The 15,797-nt window shown below is 56.7% G+C and carries 15 protein-coding genes and 5 tRNA genes; 4 read left to right on the top strand and 16 right to left on the bottom strand.

Annotated elements, in window-relative coordinates; genetic code table 11:
* Window positions 1-161 precede the first annotated feature (161 nt).
* The 11 genes from ACEN8R_RS05615 to ACEN8R_RS05565 all read right to left on the bottom strand — a co-directional run bounded on the left by ACEN8R_RS05615 (window position 162) and on the right by ACEN8R_RS05565 (window position 9,632).
* Window positions 162-2,033 carry a SurA N-terminal domain-containing protein gene (locus tag ACEN8R_RS05615; protein WP_018925425.1) on the bottom strand — a complete coding sequence of 624 codons (1,872 nt, stop codon included), beginning with the start codon at window positions 2,031-2,033 and terminating at the stop codon, window positions 162-164.
* A gap of 102 nt (window positions 2,034-2,135) precedes the next feature.
* Window positions 2,136-2,212, bottom strand: a tRNA-Asp gene (locus ACEN8R_RS05610).
* A gap of 53 nt (window positions 2,213-2,265) precedes the next feature.
* On the bottom strand, window positions 2,266-2,538 hold the full coding sequence (locus ACEN8R_RS05605) for an HU family DNA-binding protein (protein ID WP_002552737.1): 273 nt from the start codon (window positions 2,536-2,538) through the stop codon (window positions 2,266-2,268).
* A 151-nt stretch (window positions 2,539-2,689) separates the two neighbouring features.
* Window positions 2,690-5,086 carry an endopeptidase La gene (gene lon, locus ACEN8R_RS05600; protein WP_007940400.1) on the bottom strand — a complete coding sequence of 799 codons (2,397 nt, stop codon included), beginning with the start codon at window positions 5,084-5,086 and terminating at the stop codon, window positions 2,690-2,692.
* Between the two features lie 232 nt (window positions 5,087-5,318).
* Window positions 5,319-6,602 (bottom strand): ATP-dependent Clp protease ATP-binding subunit ClpX, encoded by a 1,284-nt coding sequence (clpX, locus tag ACEN8R_RS05595; protein WP_018925424.1) that lies wholly within the window; start codon window positions 6,600-6,602, stop codon window positions 5,319-5,321.
* A 106-nt stretch (window positions 6,603-6,708) separates the two neighbouring features.
* Window positions 6,709-7,347 (bottom strand): ATP-dependent Clp endopeptidase proteolytic subunit ClpP, encoded by a 639-nt coding sequence (gene clpP / locus ACEN8R_RS05590; RefSeq protein WP_018925423.1) that lies wholly within the window; start codon window positions 7,345-7,347, stop codon window positions 6,709-6,711.
* Window positions 7,348-7,440: 93 nt separating this feature from the next.
* Window positions 7,441-8,751: a trigger factor gene (gene tig / locus ACEN8R_RS05585; RefSeq protein WP_026286355.1), complete on the bottom strand. Its 1,311-nt coding sequence runs from the start codon at window positions 8,749-8,751 to the stop codon at window positions 7,441-7,443.
* A 400-nt stretch (window positions 8,752-9,151) separates the two neighbouring features.
* Window positions 9,152-9,227, bottom strand: a tRNA-His gene (locus ACEN8R_RS05580).
* Window positions 9,228-9,305: 78 nt separating this feature from the next.
* Window positions 9,306-9,390: transfer RNA gene (locus ACEN8R_RS05575), tRNA-Leu, on the bottom strand.
* A 57-nt stretch (window positions 9,391-9,447) separates the two neighbouring features.
* Window positions 9,448-9,523, bottom strand: a tRNA-His gene (locus ACEN8R_RS05570).
* 32 nt (window positions 9,524-9,555) lie between these two features.
* Window positions 9,556-9,632 (bottom strand) — tRNA-Arg (locus ACEN8R_RS05565).
* Between the two features lie 275 nt (window positions 9,633-9,907).
* On the opposite strand from ACEN8R_RS05565, the gene folD reads away from it, so the two are divergent.
* Both folD and pbpG read left to right on the top strand, forming a co-directional pair.
* The gene (gene folD, locus ACEN8R_RS05560) at window positions 9,908-10,762 is read left to right on the top strand and encodes a bifunctional methylenetetrahydrofolate dehydrogenase/methenyltetrahydrofolate cyclohydrolase FolD (protein WP_018925421.1); all 855 of its coding nucleotides are present in this window, start codon (window positions 9,908-9,910) and stop codon (window positions 10,760-10,762) included.
* A 261-nt stretch (window positions 10,763-11,023) separates the two neighbouring features.
* The gene (gene pbpG / locus ACEN8R_RS05555; RefSeq protein ID WP_018925420.1) at window positions 11,024-11,962 is read left to right on the top strand and encodes a D-alanyl-D-alanine endopeptidase; all 939 of its coding nucleotides are present in this window, start codon (window positions 11,024-11,026) and stop codon (window positions 11,960-11,962) included.
* 58 nt (window positions 11,963-12,020) lie between these two features.
* Here the strand turns inward: pbpG and ACEN8R_RS05550 are convergent, their stop codons facing one another.
* The 3 genes from ACEN8R_RS05550 to ACEN8R_RS05540 all read right to left on the bottom strand — a co-directional run bounded on the left by ACEN8R_RS05550 (window position 12,021) and on the right by ACEN8R_RS05540 (window position 13,295).
* On the bottom strand, window positions 12,021-12,245 hold the full coding sequence (locus ACEN8R_RS05550; protein ID WP_019580005.1) for a hypothetical protein: 225 nt from the start codon (window positions 12,243-12,245) through the stop codon (window positions 12,021-12,023).
* A 12-nt stretch (window positions 12,246-12,257) separates the two neighbouring features.
* Window positions 12,258-12,473 (bottom strand): DUF6021 family protein, encoded by a 216-nt coding sequence (locus ACEN8R_RS05545; protein ID WP_019580004.1) that lies wholly within the window; start codon window positions 12,471-12,473, stop codon window positions 12,258-12,260.
* Between the two features lie 93 nt (window positions 12,474-12,566).
* Window positions 12,567-13,295 (bottom strand): cysteine peptidase family C39 domain-containing protein, encoded by a 729-nt coding sequence (locus ACEN8R_RS05540; protein WP_018925417.1) that lies wholly within the window; start codon window positions 13,293-13,295, stop codon window positions 12,567-12,569.
* Window positions 13,296-13,466: 171 nt separating this feature from the next.
* Between ACEN8R_RS05540 and ACEN8R_RS05535 the strand changes: the two genes are divergently transcribed.
* On the top strand, window positions 13,467-13,637 hold the full coding sequence (locus tag ACEN8R_RS05535; RefSeq protein WP_019020874.1) for a hypothetical protein: 171 nt from the start codon (window positions 13,467-13,469) through the stop codon (window positions 13,635-13,637).
* Between the two features lie 80 nt (window positions 13,638-13,717).
* On the opposite strand, the gene ACEN8R_RS05530 is transcribed toward ACEN8R_RS05535, so the two are convergent.
* Together ACEN8R_RS05530 and ACEN8R_RS05525 are read right to left on the bottom strand one after the other, a co-directional pair.
* Complete coding sequence (locus ACEN8R_RS05530) at window positions 13,718-14,467, bottom strand: TerC family protein (RefSeq protein ID WP_258612393.1); 750 nt, start codon at window positions 14,465-14,467, stop codon at window positions 13,718-13,720.
* 28 nt (window positions 14,468-14,495) lie between these two features.
* Window positions 14,496-14,738 carry a hypothetical protein gene (locus ACEN8R_RS05525; protein ID WP_495624614.1) on the bottom strand — a complete coding sequence of 81 codons (243 nt, stop codon included), beginning with the start codon at window positions 14,736-14,738 and terminating at the stop codon, window positions 14,496-14,498.
* Between the two features lie 156 nt (window positions 14,739-14,894).
* Here ACEN8R_RS05525 and nhaR point away from each other — a divergent pair, with 156 nt between their 5' ends.
* Window positions 14,895-15,794, top strand: coding sequence for a transcriptional activator NhaR (gene nhaR / locus ACEN8R_RS05520; RefSeq protein ID WP_018925414.1), 900 nt, complete (start codon window positions 14,895-14,897; stop codon window positions 15,792-15,794).
* Window positions 15,795-15,797: the final 3 nt, after the last annotated feature.

The raw sequence follows: 15,797 nt of genomic DNA, 5'->3' as shown, positions 1-15,797 counted from the left end.
GCCGGAGCAAAAATCAAAAGATCGCAGCCTGCGGCAGCGCCTAAAGATGACCGCGATCCACTGAAAGCGCTAGCGCAGGCTGCGATCTTTTCGTTTCCCCCATAAAAAAACCCCAACCTTTCGGCTGGGGTCCTTTGTGTCGCGCAACACTCAGTCAGGCATCAGAAACGCTTGATCTCAGCTTCACGCTCCAGCAGCTTGCGGTAGGCCGCGAAGTCTTGCTGGCCAATGCGCGAGGCGAGGAAGCGACGGTATTGAGCCTTCTCTTCTTCGGTCGGCGCAGCGCCTTCATTCACGCCGTTCAGACGCACGACCACCAGGCTACCATCGGCCAGGGTCACGCTGCTGAAGGTCGGCTTGTCCTTGGAGACTGGCTTGGGCATGCGGAACAACGCTTGCAGCACGGCTGGGTCGACCCCTTCCTGAGCGCGAGTCGCGGTTGCGGTAACTTTCCAGTTCTGACCATCGATCGCCTTGTCCAGTGCAGTCTTGCCATCACGCAAGCTGGCGATCAGTTGATCGGCCTTGGTCTTGGCGGCGGCACTGGCGTGCTCCTTGGTCAATTGCACGCGGATGCTGGCAGCCACGCTTTCCAGCGGCAGTTGCTCAGGCTTGCGGTGCTCCTTGGCGCGCAGCACGATCACGGTTTCCGGATCCAGCTCGATGGCGGTGCTGTTGGCCCCCTCATCCAGCACTTCAGGACTGAATGCAGCGGTCACCACGGCACGATTGGCCGCAACGCCTTCGCCACCTTCACGGCCGAATGGCGCGGACGTGTGAACGGTCAGCTTCAGGTCTTGTGCCGGCTGGGCCAGATCAGAGGACTCGAACGAGGAGTCTTCCAATTGCTTGGTCGCTTCGACGAAACGCTGCTCGACTTGCTGGGTTTTCAACTCGCGGGTCAGCTTGTCTTTCAGGCTGGCGAACGTTGGCACTTCAGGCGCTTCGACACCCAACAGCTTGATCAGGTGGAAACCGAAGTCAGTGCGAACCGGCTCCGAGACCTGATCCTTGGCCAACGAATACAGGGCTTTTTCAAACGCTGGATCGTAGACGCCCGGACCGGCAAAACCGAGGTCACCGCCGTTGTTCGCCGAACCTGGATCCTGGGAAAACTCCTTGGCCAGGGCCTCGAAACTCTCGCCTTTGGCCAGGCGCGCCTGAACTTCTTCGATCTTCGCCTTGGCTTGCGCCTCGGTCACCTTGTCGTTCACTTCGATCAGAATGTGCGCAGCCCGGCGTTGCTCGGACAGGTTCGCGGTTTCTTTCTGATACGCCGCTTGCAAGTCTTCGTCCTTGACGCTGACCTGATCGAAGAAGGATGCCTTCTTCAATTCAAGGTAATCGATGACCACCTGATCCGGCGTCATGAACTCCTTGGCATGTTCGTCGTAGTAGGCCTTGACCTCATCGTCGGTCAGTTTCACTGCCGCCGGGTCTGCCTTGATGTTCACGGTGGCGAAATCACGGGTCTGCTTTTCCAGACGGGCGAAGGCCAACACCTGTGCATCGGTGACGAAACCGCTACCGGCCAGGCCAGCGCGCAGCTGACCGATCAGCATTTCCTGAGCCAGCATCTGACGGAATTGCAGACGGCTGTAGCCCAGTTGACGGATGACCTGGTCGAAACGCTCAGGGCTGAACTTGCCGTTCACCTGGAACTCAGGCGTTTGCAGGATCACCTGATCCAAAGCGGCTTCGGAGAAAGCGAATTTCGATTTTTCTGCGCCTTGCAGCAGCAGTTTGCGATCGATCAGGCCTTTGAGGGCCGATTCGCGCAGCATTTTTTCGTCGAGCAAGGAAGCATCGAAATCCTTGCCCAGCTGTTGCATGAGCTGACGGCGTTGCATATCGACCGCCTGGCTCAGCTCGTTCTGGCTGATTTCTTCGCCGTTGACCTTGGCCGCGTCATTTTTGTGCGTCGTGGCCTTGAAAATAGCGTCGAAACCGGTCAAAGCCATCAGTGCAACGATGACCCCGATAATGGTCTTGGCAATCCAGCCTTGTGAATTGTCCCTGATATTCTGCAGCATGCGTCCCCCAGAAACGGTTGAACTTCAAAATTAGGCAACCGTGGAGCGTGGGTAGAATCCGGATAGAAGAAAGGCGCATCCGAGGATGCGCCTTCTCGTAACTGGCGGAGCGGACGGGACTCGAACCCGCGACCCCCGGCGTGACAGGCCGGTATTCTAACCGACTGAACTACCGCTCCGCTGCCAAGTCAGGAATGACCCCGACCCGGATAGGCAAAAACCTGAATCGAACTTAGTTGACAGCTTCTTTCAGTGCTTTACCGGCTTTGAAACCTGGTTTTTTGGCTGCTGCGATTTCCAGCGTCTTACCGGTCTGTGGGTTACGACCGATGCGAGCTGGACGATCAGTCACGGAGAAAGTACCGAAACCAACCAGAACAACAGAATCACCAGCCTTGAGAGCGCCAGTGACGGATTCGATTACAGCGTCCAGCGCACGGCCAGCAGCAGCTTTCGGGATATCAGCGGATGCAGCGATAGCATCAATCAGTTCCGACTTGTTCACTCTAAGTCCCCTTATATCTATTTGAGTTTGATTCTAAGTTTTTTGGTGAAAGCAAAAAAAACGAGTGCTGAATGGCCTACAGACACTTAAGAGCCGCTTTATAACAAGGGCTCTAAAAAACTGTCAAGGAAGCCCCCCAGGCAAATGCGTACTAATGCGTGCTAATTCTTTCCTTAGAGTCAGACTCGCGTTTGTCATCCTTTGCAACGATCTCCGGAACCACATCCGGCAAGGGTTCCGGCGCGTATTGCAGCGCAATTTGCAGGACCTCGTCAATCCATTTAACGGGTTTAATCTGTAGATCTTGCTTGATGTTGTCAGGAATTTCCTTCAGATCGCGTACGTTCTCTTCAGGAATGATCACCGTCTTGATTCCGCCACGGTGAGCAGCCAGCAGTTTTTCCTTCAAGCCACCGATCGCCAGCACCTGCCCACGCAAGGTGATTTCGCCGGTCATGGCGACGTCCGCTCTTACAGGAATGCCAGTCAATGCCGACACCAGGGCCGTGCACATGCCTACACCGGCGCTAGGGCCGTCTTTCGGGGTTGCCCCTTCAGGCATGTGGATATGCGTGTCGCGCTTCTCGTGGAAGTCCAGGGGAATCCCCAGGCTCTTAGCACGGCTGCGAACAACGGTCAGGGCTGCGGTGATCGATTCGACCATCACGTCACCCAGAGAACCGGTCTTGATCAGCTGGCCTTTACCCGGCACGACTGCGGCTTCGATGGTCAGCAATTCGCCGCCCACCTGGGTCCACGCCAGGCCGGTGACCTGACCGATCTGATCCTGCTGTTCAGCCAGGCCGTAACGGAATTTACGCACGCCCAGGAAGTGTTCCAGCATCTCGGCTGTCACCTTCACCGAGAAGCGTTTTTCCAGAGCATGCTCTTTGACCGCCTTGCGGCAAACCTTGGCAATCTGGCGCTCCAGCCCACGTACACCGGCTTCGCGGGTGTAGTAGCGAATGATGTCGCGAATCGCTTCGGCGTCGAATTCCAGCTCGCCTTTCTTCAGGCCGTTGGCAGCAATCTGCTTGGGCGAAAGGTATTTGACGGCGATGTTGATCTTCTCGTCTTCGGTGTAACCCGGCAGACGAATCACTTCCATCCGGTCCAGCAGCGCCGGTGGAATATTCATCGAGTTGGAGGTGCACAGGAACATCACATCGGACAGGTCGTAGTCGACTTCCAGATAGTGATCGTTGAAGTTGTGGTTTTGCTCGGGGTCGAGCACTTCCAGCAACGCCGACGCTGGATCGCCACGCATGTCGCTGCCCATTTTGTCGATTTCATCGAGCAGGAACAGCGGGTTACGGACGCCCACCTTTGTCATCTTTTGAATCAATCTTCCTGGCATCGAACCGATATAAGTCCGGCGATGACCACGAATTTCCGCCTCATCGCGCACGCCACCGAGGGCCATGCGGACGAATTTGCGGTTGGTTGCATGCGCAATCGACTCCGCCAGAGAGGTTTTACCCACCCCTGGAGGACCGACCAGGCACAATACCGGGCCGCGAATCTTCTTCACGCGCTTCTGCACGGCGAGGTATTCGAGGATCCGCTCTTTGACTTCTTCCAAACCGTAGTGGTCGGCGTCGAGAATGTCTTCGGCACGGGCCAGGTCCAGGCGCACTTTGCTCTGGGCTTTCCATGGCACTTGAACCAGCCAGTCGATGTACGAACGCACCACGGTCGCTTCCGCGGACATTGGCGACATTTGCTTCAGCTTGTTCAGTTCGGCCTGAGCCTTGGCCAACGCATCTTTCGGCAGACCGGCGGCATCGATGCGCTTTTTCAGCTCTTCGATTTCGTTGTGGCCTTCGTCGCTGTCACCCAGCTCTTTCTGAATGGCCTTCATCTGCTCATTCAGGTAGTACTCGCGCTGGCTGCGCTCCATTTGCTTCTTAACGCGGCCGCGAATGCGTTTTTCGACTTGCAGCAGATCGATCTCGGCATCCAGCAACGCCAGAACGTGCTCGACCCGGGCCGACAAATCGATGATTTCGAGGATTTCCTGCTTCTGCTCGATCTTCAGGGCCATGTGCGCGGCCATGGTGTCGACCAGGCGGCCCGGCTCGTCGATGCTGTTGAGCGACGACAGGACTTCAGCGGGGACTTTCTTACCCAGCTGCACATATTGTTCGAACTGAGCCAGCAGGCTGCGGACAAACACTTCCGATTCGCGCTCTGGCGCTTCGGTTTCGTCGATCAACGAGACTTCGGCACGGCAGTGGCCGTCGACTTCGCTGAAGCGCTCCACGGCGCCCCGCTGCTCGCCTTCGACAAGAACCTTGACGGTGCCGTCAGGCAGTTTGAGCAGCTGCAGAACGGTAGCAATGGTGCCTACGCGATAAAGTGCTTCTTCACCGGGATCGTCGTCAGCAGGATTCCGCTGAGCCAGCAGAAGGATCTGCTTGTCGCCCGTCATCGCTGCCTCGAGAGCTTCGATGGATTTCTCGCGCCCCACGAACAGCGGGATAACCATGTGCGGATAAACCACGACATCACGCAATGGCAGGAGAGGCAATTCGATGGTCGTCTTCATGATTTCGCCTCTACGGCGGCCATAAGGCCGTAAACAGATGGAAGTAAGCTTGAAACCAAGATGGGGGCTGTTTTCAAAAAAAACAAGCGGATAAAAGAATCACTTAAAAAATCAGAGCTTACGGTAGCGCCTGCATTTATCCCGGCGCATCCAGAAATTCAGGTTAGCTGCCCCGTCTCCCACAATAGCAAAGGGGCCCGAAGGCCCCTTCTTTATTCCAGCAGTGTGACGCTTAAGCGTCTGGCGCCGCCTTGGCAGTCGGCTCACTGTTCTCATAGAGATACAGAGGCTTGGACTTGCCTTCTATAACGCTTTCGTCGATCACTACTTTACTCACCTCGGACTGCGAGGGGATTTCATACATAGTGTCGAGCAATACACCTTCGAGAATCGAGCGCAGGCCACGGGCACCGGTTTTGCGTTCCAGGGCACGTTTGGCGACCGATTTCAGCGCGTCGGCCCGGAATTCCAGGTCCACGCCTTCCATCTCGAACAGCTTGGCATACTGCTTGGTCAGGGCATTCTTCGGCTCGGTGAGAATCTGCATCAGCGCAGCTTCATCAAGCTCGTCCAGCGTTGCAAGTACCGGCAGACGCCCGACGAATTCCGGGATCAGACCGAACTTGACCAGATCGTCAGGCTCGACTTCACGCAGGGATTCACCGACTTTCTTGCCTTCTTCCTTGCTGCGCACTTCTGCGTTGAAGCCGATGCCGCCACGGGTGGAACGGTTTTGAATAACCTTTTCCAGACCGGAGAACGCACCACCGCAGATGAACAGGATGTTACGGGTGTCGACCTGAAGGAATTCCTGCTGCGGATGCTTGCGACCACCTTGAGGTGGAACGGAAGCGACCGTGCCTTCGATCAACTTGAGCAGGGCCTGCTGCACGCCTTCACCGGAAACGTCCCGGGTAATCGACGGGTTGTCAGACTTGCGCGAGATCTTGTCGATCTCATCGATGTAGACAATGCCCATCTGGGCCTTTTCTACGTCGTAATCGCACTTCTGCAGCAGCTTCTGAATGATGTTCTCGACATCTTCGCCCACATAACCCGCCTCGGTGAGGGTGGTTGCGTCGGCGATGGTGAACGGAACGTTCAGCAAGCGGGCCAGAGTTTCGGCAAGCAGGGTTTTACCCGAGCCTGTCGGGCCGATCAGCAAGATGTTGCTTTTGCCGAGTTCGACGTCGTCATTCTTTTTGTCGCGCTGGTTCAGACGCTTGTAGTGGTTATACACCGCTACGGCCAGAACCTTTTTCGCACGTTCCTGACCAATCACGTACTGATCAAGGATGCCGCTGATTTCTTTAGGCGAAGGCAATTTATGCGCGCTGCTTTCGGCCTGGGCTTCCTGCACCTCCTCACGGATGATGTCATTGCACAGGTCGACGCACTCGTCGCAGATAAAGACCGAGGGGCCGGCAATCAATTTGCGCACTTCATGCTGGCTTTTGCCACAGAAGGAGCAATAGAGCAGTTTGCCGTTGTCCTCGCCGTTGCGGGTGTCAGTCATTCGATCGATCCAAATCCGATAGGCTTGCAACACAAGATGAAGGCAATTGCAGGCTTTTTCAAGCCCGCAGGCGGTCAGTTACCCCGACCACCTACATTTGGGCTGCTTAGGCGGGCATTTTACGCTTGTCGATCACAGAGTCGATCAGGCCATATTCAGCCGCACGCTCAGCGCTCATGAAGTTGTCGCGCTCGGTATCGCGCTCGATGGTTTCGAGGCTCTGACCGGTGTGATGAGCCAACAGCTGGTTCAAACGCGAACGAATGTGGAGGATTTCCTTGGCATGGATGTCGATGTCCGACGCCTGACCCTGGAAGCCGCCCAACGGCTGGTGAATCATCATGCGCGAGTTCGGCAGGCAGAAACGCTTGCCGGCAGCACCACCGGCAAGCAGGAAGGCACCCATGCTGCAGGCCTGACCGATGCAGGTGGTGGAAACGTCTGGCTTGATGAACTGCATGGTGTCGTAGATCGACATGCCCGCAGTCACCGAACCGCCTGGTGAGTTGATGTAAAGATGGATGTCCTTGTCCGGGTTTTCCGCTTCAAGGAACAGCAGTTGCGCCGCAACCAGGTTGGCCATGTAGTCTTCTACCGGACCTACCAGGAAGATCACTCGCTCCTTCAACAGGCGCGAGTAGATGTCATAGGCACGTTCGCCACGGGCAGACTGCTCGATAACCATCGGGACCAGACCGCCTGCGGCCTGGATGTCAGAGCTCTGATAATAAGAATTGCGGGACATGTCTCGCAGTCACTCCCAAATAGTTATGTCTTGAATACGCATAAGCCAGCACGAAGGCTGGCTTATGGTGTGTACTTCTTACCGCAAAACCAATCAGTCGGCTTGTGGAGCTTCTACCGGCTTGACCGCTTCTTCGTAAGAGACCGATTTGTCGGTCACGCTAGCTTTCTGCAGAACAGTATCCACAACTTGCTCTTCCAGCACAACCGAACGGACTTCGTTCAGTTGCTGGTCGTTCTTGTAGTACCAGGACACAACCTGCTCAGGCTCTTGGTAGGCCGAAGCCATTTCCTGAATCATCTCGCGAACGCGGGCTTCGTCAGGCTTGAGGTCGAATTGCTTGACCACTTCAGCCACGATCAGACCCAGCACGACGCGGCGCTTGGCTTGCTCTTCGAACAGCTCGGCCGGCAGTTGGTCAGGCTTGATGTTGCCACCGAACTGCTGAACAGCCTGCACGCGCAGACGGTCGACTTCGTTGGACAGCAGAGCCTTAGGCACTTCGATCGGGTTGGTGGCCAGCAGACCGTCCATCACCTGATTCTTGACCTTGGATTTGATCGCCTGACGCAGTTCGCGCTCCATGTTCTTGCGAACTTCGGTGCGGAAGCCTTCCAGACCGGTTTCCTTGATGCCGAATTGAGCGAAGAACTCTTCGGTCAGCTCTGGCAGTTTAGGCTCGGAAACGGTGTTCACGGTCACGGTGAACTCAGCAGTTTTGCCTGCCAGGTCGAGGTTCTGGTAGTCCTCTGGGAAGGTCAGGTTCAGAACGCGCTCTTCGCCGGCTTTAGCGCCAACCAGACCGTCTTCGAAACCAGGGATCATGCGGCCGGAACCCAGCACCAGCTGAGTACCTTTGGCAGAACCGCCTGCGAACACTTCACCGTCGACCTTGCCGACGAAATCGATGTTCAGCTGGTCTTCGTTCTGGGCAGCGCGTTCGGCCACTTCAAAACGGGTGTTCTGCTTGCGCAGGACTTCCAGCATCTTGTCCAGATCGGCGTCAGCCACTTCGGCGCTCAGGCGCTCGACAGTGATGCCTTCGAAACCGGCAACGGTGAACTCAGGGAACACTTCGAATACGGCTACGTATTCCAGGTCCTTGCCCGCTTCCAGGGTTTTAGGTTCGATCGAAGGCGAACCAGCCGGATTCAGCTTCTGCTCGACGACAGCTTCGTAGAAGGAAGACTGGATCACGTCGCCCACGGCTTCTTGACGTGCATCAGCCCCGAAACGCTGACGGATCACGCTCATTGGCACTTTGCCTGGACGGAAGCCAGCGATCTTGGCCTTTTGGGCAGTCTGCTGCAGACGCTTGTTGACCTGAGTCTCGATGCGCTCAGCCGGCACGGTGATGCTCATGCGGCGCTCAAGAGCAGAAGTATTTTCAACAGAAACTTGCATGGATATTCCTCGTTGCACAGACGTTAGCCGGCCGTTTCCGACCCCAGAATCAAGGGCATGCATTCTAGTGGGTCAAACTCAAGAAGTCACCCTACTGAAAACGGGTAAAAAAACAGCAGGCAATTTATAGGCGGGGACAAACGGTTGTGCCTCGCCCTGTTAGCAAATACAGCCAATCAAGCCAGGGCTCTGCACCCACCTTCCTATATATAGAAGGAATCGGCAATCCGTCCCTGACAGCCAACCCCGCGAGGGGATCGGCGGGCAAATCAGGCATCATCGAGAAACATAAATACGACGAAGCGACCTGCCCCTGCGGCCCACAACCTGCAGCCACCAACACTCAAACCACTGAAACAAAAAAGGCGCCAGACTGTTAAATCTGGCGCCTTTCGGAATATGGGGTGGACGATGGGGATCGAACCCACGACAACGGGAGTCACAATCCCGTGCTCTACCAACTGAGCTACGCCCACCATATTGCGTGACAAAGAAGCCAAACAACTTCTTTGTTGAACCTCAATCATGCCAATCGGCATGAGTGAAGCTTTATTTGGTGCGGATGAAGAGACTCGAACTCTTACGCCTCGCGGCGCTGGAACCTAAATCCAGTGTGTCTACCAATTCCACCACATCCGCGGGTTGAAGCTGTTAAAGCAAAGGCGCCAGACTATTAATCTGGCGCCTTTCGAAATATGGGGTGGACGATGGGGATCGAACCCACGACAACGGGAGTCACAATCCCGTGCTCTACCAACTGAGCTACGCCCACCATATCGCGCTACTTGTGCCAATGCTGCCTAATGGCGCACCCGGCAGGACTCGAACCTGCGACCATCCGCTTAGAAGGCGGATGCTCTATCCAGCTGAGCTACGGGCGCCTTGTTAATCTGTACCCTTGAAGGACTACAAACTAAGTGCTTTTCAGCCTTGCGGAACCGTAACTCCGCTCGACCTTCTTAACCAGTGCTAGGCTGTGCCCGACAAGTGCGACGAATAGTATAGAGCCCCCTGAAGGTCGTCAAATCCTTTTTGAAAAAAATTCATTTAATTAAAGGAGTTAGGGGAATTTGCAGACCAAGCGCCTTTGCCCTCACCTCGTGACATGCGAGAATGCGCTCTCTTTTTTTCCCCTCTCGATGGTTAATCACGCGCAATGACTGCACAACTAATCGACGGCAAATCGATCGCCGCCAGCCTGCGCCAGCAGATCGCCAAACGAGTTGCCGAGCGTCGCCAGCAAGGCCTGCGCACACCCGGCCTCGCGGTGATCCTGGTCGGCAGCGATCCTGCCTCTCAGGTTTATGTCTCGCACAAGCGTAAAGACTGTGAAGAGGTCGGCTTCCTATCCCAAGCCTATGACCTGCCTGCCGACACCACTCAAGCAGCGCTGACCGATCTGATCGATCGCCTGAACGACGACCCGGCAATCGACGGCGTTCTGCTTCAGCTGCCTCTACCTGAACACCTGGACGCCTCCAAATTGCTGGAGCGCATTCGTCCCGACAAGGACGTCGACGGTTTCCACCCTTATAACGTCGGTCGCCTGGCCCAGCGCATTCCGCTGCTGCGCCCGTGCACGCCCAAAGGCATCATGACGCTGCTGGAAAGCACCGGCGTCAATCTTTACGGGATGGACGCGGTCATTGTCGGGGCTTCCAACATTGTTGGTCGTCCGATGGCGATGGAACTGCTGCTGGCCGGTTGCACCGTGACTGTCACCCACCGCTTCACCAAGGATCTGGCCGGCCACGTCGGTCGCGCCGACCTGGTAGTGGTTGCCGCCGGCAAGCCGGGCCTGGTCAAAGGTGAGTGGATCAAGGAAGGCGCGATCGTGATCGACGTCGGCATCAACCGTCAGGCAGACGGCAAACTGGTCGGCGACGTGACTTACGAATCCGCCCTGGCCCGTGCCGGCTGGATCACTCCGGTACCGGGTGGCGTCGGCCCGATGACCCGCGCCTGCTTGCTGGAAAACACGTTGTACGCCGCCGAAACACTGCACAGCTGAGTTAACTCTCACCCTGCTGCACCCAAAAGAACCCCGCCCATCGCGGGGTTCTTTTTGCCTGTAGCAAACAGCTCGGTCACAGAGGTCGGACAACTGCAAAGCCAAATAGTAAAGAAAGAGTTACAGCATTAAATATTCTTCACTTTTACCCCCCGTCTTGCAGGCGCCTATGGCTTTCCTGGCACATACTCCTAAAATGCGTCGTTTTTAAGAAACAGCCCGTTACAGAACGGCATATCCACCCTTTATGAGTCTGCCAGCGTGAAAATCCGTCTTTCCATCCTGAGCCTAGTTTTTGCAGTTACAGGGACTTTCATCACGCCAACGGTCAACGCCGGTGAAACCACCGCGGCACCACGAGACACTGCACAACTGAAGATCGCTTCCGGCAGCGCTTTGCTGATGGATCTGCAAACCAACAAAGTCATCTATGCCAGCAATCCTGACGTCGTCGTACCCATCGCCTCCGTCAGCAAACTGATGACCGGCCTGGTGGTCGTAGAAGCGCGGCAGAACATGGACGAATATATTCCCGTTAACATCAGCGACACCCCGGAAATGAAAGGCGTGTTCTCCCGAGTCAAACTCCAAAGCGAATTGACGCGCCGCGAGATGCTGTTGATCGCCCTGATGTCATCGGAAAACCGTGCCGCCGCAACCTTGGCGCATCACTATCCGGGCGGTTACGTCGCGTTCATTGCCGCCATGAACGCCAAAGCCAAGGCGCTGGGCATGACCAGTACCCACTTCGTCGAACCGACGGGTCTCTCCCCGCGCAACGTGTCCACCGCCCGCGACCTGAGCAAACTGCTGATCGCCGCGCACAAGTACCCACTCTTGACCGAGCTGAGCACGACCAAGGAAAAAACCGTTACATTCCGTAAACCCAACTACAGCCTGGGTTTCCACAATACCGACCACTTGATCAACAAGCCGAACTGGGACATCAAGCTGACGAAAACCGGGTTTACCAACCAGGCCGGTCACTGCCTGGTGCTGGTGACCAGCATGGGCAACCGTCCGGTTGCGCTGGTGATTCTCGATGCCTTCGGCAAGTACACGCACTTTGCCGATGCAACCCGTATTCGCAGCTGGGTTGAAACCGGCAAGAGCACCAACGTGCCGTCCGTCGCCCTGCAATACAAGTCAGACAAGAACCTCAAACATCGCCAGAGCGGTGTGATTGAAGCCTCAAAATAAGGTCGAAACATCCGTAAATAAAAAGCCCCGAATATTCGGGGCTTTTTTTGTCCGGCGGTCAATCATTGGGCAACGGCATCTGATCGTCATCCGGAATGCCGTCCCCGGCACTCGGGTCTCGCCAGCCCTGCGGATGCTTCGTCGGCACCACCATCGGCCTGGCCAAGGGATCCCTTAACGGGCTGTCTGGGTCCATCACCGGATCCACGTCCGGCTCAAGGGTTGTTGGAACACTGTCGGGAGAGTCCGGATGTTTGTCATCGAAGCTCGAATCGGTAGACATATGCACCTCTCACTAAGACTTGGGTCTCAGATTACCGAGTGGGTCGTAAGGCTTGGCCGGCTTCTTCTTGCCCTCCTCACCCGGCTTTATGTCCCTGGGCGCCCTGGCAGGTCCGATGGGGTCGACCTGAGGATCAGCAACGTCTGGAGAGTCGGGGTCAAACCCCAACTCATTATCGGACGAATGCTCGGACGAGTGCGGGCCGTCGGGGGTATTGGGATGAGCCATGGGCGCCTCCTGGTCACGACCCGGCGAGAATCCGGGCCCTTTATATAAGAGACCAAAAACGCTGAGTCGTGCCTTGCAGATGACGAGCGGAAACTACTGCGCGGTCAGCGCCTTCTTCGCCCTGGCTGCCGCCTGCTCCTGACCTGACTGGGCAAGATCGTTCGCCGCCTTCAGCCAGCGCTGCTGATCGACGTTGGCCGGAATCTGGTCCGGCTTCTGGATCAAAACGGCCCAACCGCCTGCATTCTCGAGCGCCGACTCAAAGGCGCTGAACCCCATCAGCAACCGACGATCCATCCCGGTGCGCAGCAACACGGTCTGCTTCTGACGGTTGTAACCGGCAAGAATGGCGTATCGCGGCCCGGCCCAGAATGCCGAGCCTTCAGTAATGCGTACCATCACCGGATAACCGGCTGCGACCTGGGTCAGCAGCGCCGGCAATTGGCTGTCGAGGGGATAGACCACCATCCCGTATTCGCGGGCGAGGTTTTGCATGTTCTGCTGCAACCGGTCTTCGGCGCCCGGTAAATTCAGGGGCTTTTCGAGCAACCCCGGAGTTATCACGATGTCCTGTTGGGACAACAGGCTGGCCAGCACTTGAGGCCCGCTCTGATAACTTTGCCCACGGTAGAACGTACCGCTGAGTTCGACACGCTCCGGCAGACGCTTGATCTCAGGCGCTACGCTCCCCGCGCAGCCAGCCAGGCCGGCAACGCAGCCAACGATCAGTGCCAAAGATCGAATTCGAGAAAATACCCGCACCATCATCACTCTCTTGTTCAGACGCCAGGCGATCACGCAGCCGGCTTGGCCGTCGATCATAGGATGCCGCGCGACAGCGGTATAGCCTTAACCGGCAGTTGTTTGCATTTGATAGAGCGAACGGGTTGATGACAGGCGACCTTTGGTCAATAGCCTGAAACACAGCAACGGCTAGACTGTCCTTTACCAAGGAAGAGTGTGCGCCCGCGGCAGGGCAAAGAGGAGGCACTGATGAGCCTGACAATGACCATTGTGATGTTGATTTCCGGCTGGCTGGCAGTGGCCGCCGCCATGTTGTGGGGCGTTTTGCGCATTACCCGTCGGCACCATCACCACCCGATTCAATCGGCGCCCGCGGCCAAAACCGATAAACCGGCTACACACCCCATCACCGCGCACTGACTGGCGCTTTTCAGTCGTACAAACAAAAAACGGCCGCCTGGACTCTCGCGAGTTCAGGCGGCCGTTTCGTTTATCGGCGATTAAGCTTCTGCGGCAACGCGCCTCTGTTTGGCCCGCCGCGACAGCATGTTCAAGCCTTCGATCGTCGCCGAGAACGCCATGGCCGCGTAGACATAGCCTTTCGGTACGTGGGCGCCGAAACCTTCGGCGATCAGCGTCATGCCGATCATGATCAAGAAGCCCAGCGCCAGCATCACCACCGTCGGGTTGTCGTTGATGAACTTGGCCAACGGGTCAGCAGCCAGCAACATCACCAGGACCGACACCACCACCGCAATGATCATGATCGGCAAATGCTCGGTCATGCCGACGGCGGTAATGATGCTGTCGATGGAGAACACCATGTCGAGCATCAGGATCTGACCGATGGCGGCGGCAAAGCCCAGGGTCACGGTCGAGGTGGCCGACGTCGCATCTTCCGGCGACGGGTCCATGCTGTGATGAATCTCGGTGGTCGCCTTCCACAACAGGAACAGGCCGCCGGCGATCAGGATCATGTCCTTCCAGGAGAACGCGTGGCCGAGAATGTCGATCACCGGTTCAGTCAACTGGACGATGAACGCGATGGTACTCAACAGCGCCAGGCGCAGGATCAACGCCATGCCGATACCAATGCGCCGCGCCTTCTGGCGATGCTGCTCGGGCAGCTTATTGGTGAGGATCGATATGAAGATCAGGTTATCGATGCCGAGCACGATTTCCATCACCACCAACGTGGCCAGGGCGACCCAGGCGGTGGGGCTTGCAGCGAGTTCTAAAAGGTATTCCATGGGTCAGTCCTGACTCGTTGTAGACGGTTTAGATTTCCTGGGACGAAGAGTCGGTTTTGCCCGTCTCTTTGGCCGGTTGTTCTTTCTTGCTGGTCAGGCCACTCGTGGCCTCGCTCAACGCTTGTTCGGCGGCTTTGTGGGTATCGTCGATTGCCTGTTTGGCGCTTTCGGCGGCCTTGCCCATCAATTGCTGAGCACTTTTCTCGGCCTGGTCGCAACCGGCCAAAACCAGTAAAGAGGTGATCAGCAGCGCGGTGGTTTTAAGCTTCATGATGCTTTCCTCGATAGGACAGACAGAACCCGAAAGGCGATCCGTCGATAGCGAGGCAGTCTAAAGAGGCAAACACTTCAGGAAAATTCGTATTTTCAGCGGTTATACTTCGGTTTTTACGAATCCATAGCAAAACACACGCTACGGGGAACATGAATGCTGAATTATCGACAGCTGCATTATTTCTGGGTGGTGGCCAAGACCGGCAGCATCGTGCGCGCCTGCGAGCAGTTGAACCTGACGCCACAGACCATCAGCGGGCAGATTTCCCTGCTCGAACAAACCTATGGCATTGAATTGTTTCGCCGGGTCGGGCGGCAACTGGAACTCACCGAAGCCGGACGTCAGACCCTGCCCTACGCCGAGCAGATGTTTCAACTTGGGGGCGAGCTGGAACTGATGCTGCGGGCGCAGCCCAATGAGCAACAGATTCTGTTTCGGGTGGGCGTCGCCGATGTGGTGCCCAAATCCATCGTCTATCGCCTGATCGCGCCGACCATGGAGTTGAGCGAGCCGCTACGCATCACCTGTCGCGAAGACAAACTGGAACGATTGCTCGCCGACCTGGCGATTCAACGCCTCGACCTGGTGATTTCCGACAGCCCGATGCCCTCGCATCTGGACATCAAGGGCTACAGCCAGAAGCTCGGCGAATGCGGTATCAGCTTCTTTGCCACCGCTGAATTGACGGCGCGATACGGCCAGGATTTCCCCCGCAGCCTGCACGGCGCCCCGTTGTTGATTCCCGGGCCGGAAACCGTGGTGCGCAGTCGCTTGCAACGCTGGTTTGCCGAACAGCAGATTCAGCCGCGAATCGTCGGTGAGTTCGACGACAGCGCTTTGATGCAGGCCTTCGGCCAATCCGGTAGCGGGATTTTCATCGGCCCGAGCGTGATTGCCGACGAGGTGAAACGCCAATGCGGCGTGGAGTTGATCGGCCAGACCGACGCGGTGCGCGAGTCGTTTTATGCCATTTCGGTGGAACGCAAGGTCAAGCACCCCGGCATTGTCGCCATTACCGAAGGTGCCCGACGCGAGCTGTTCACCGAGATGTGAAGC

The organism is Pseudomonas sp. Pseusp15 (genome assembly GCF_059492165.1).
This window is presented reverse-complemented; position numbering and strand designations above follow the sequence as displayed.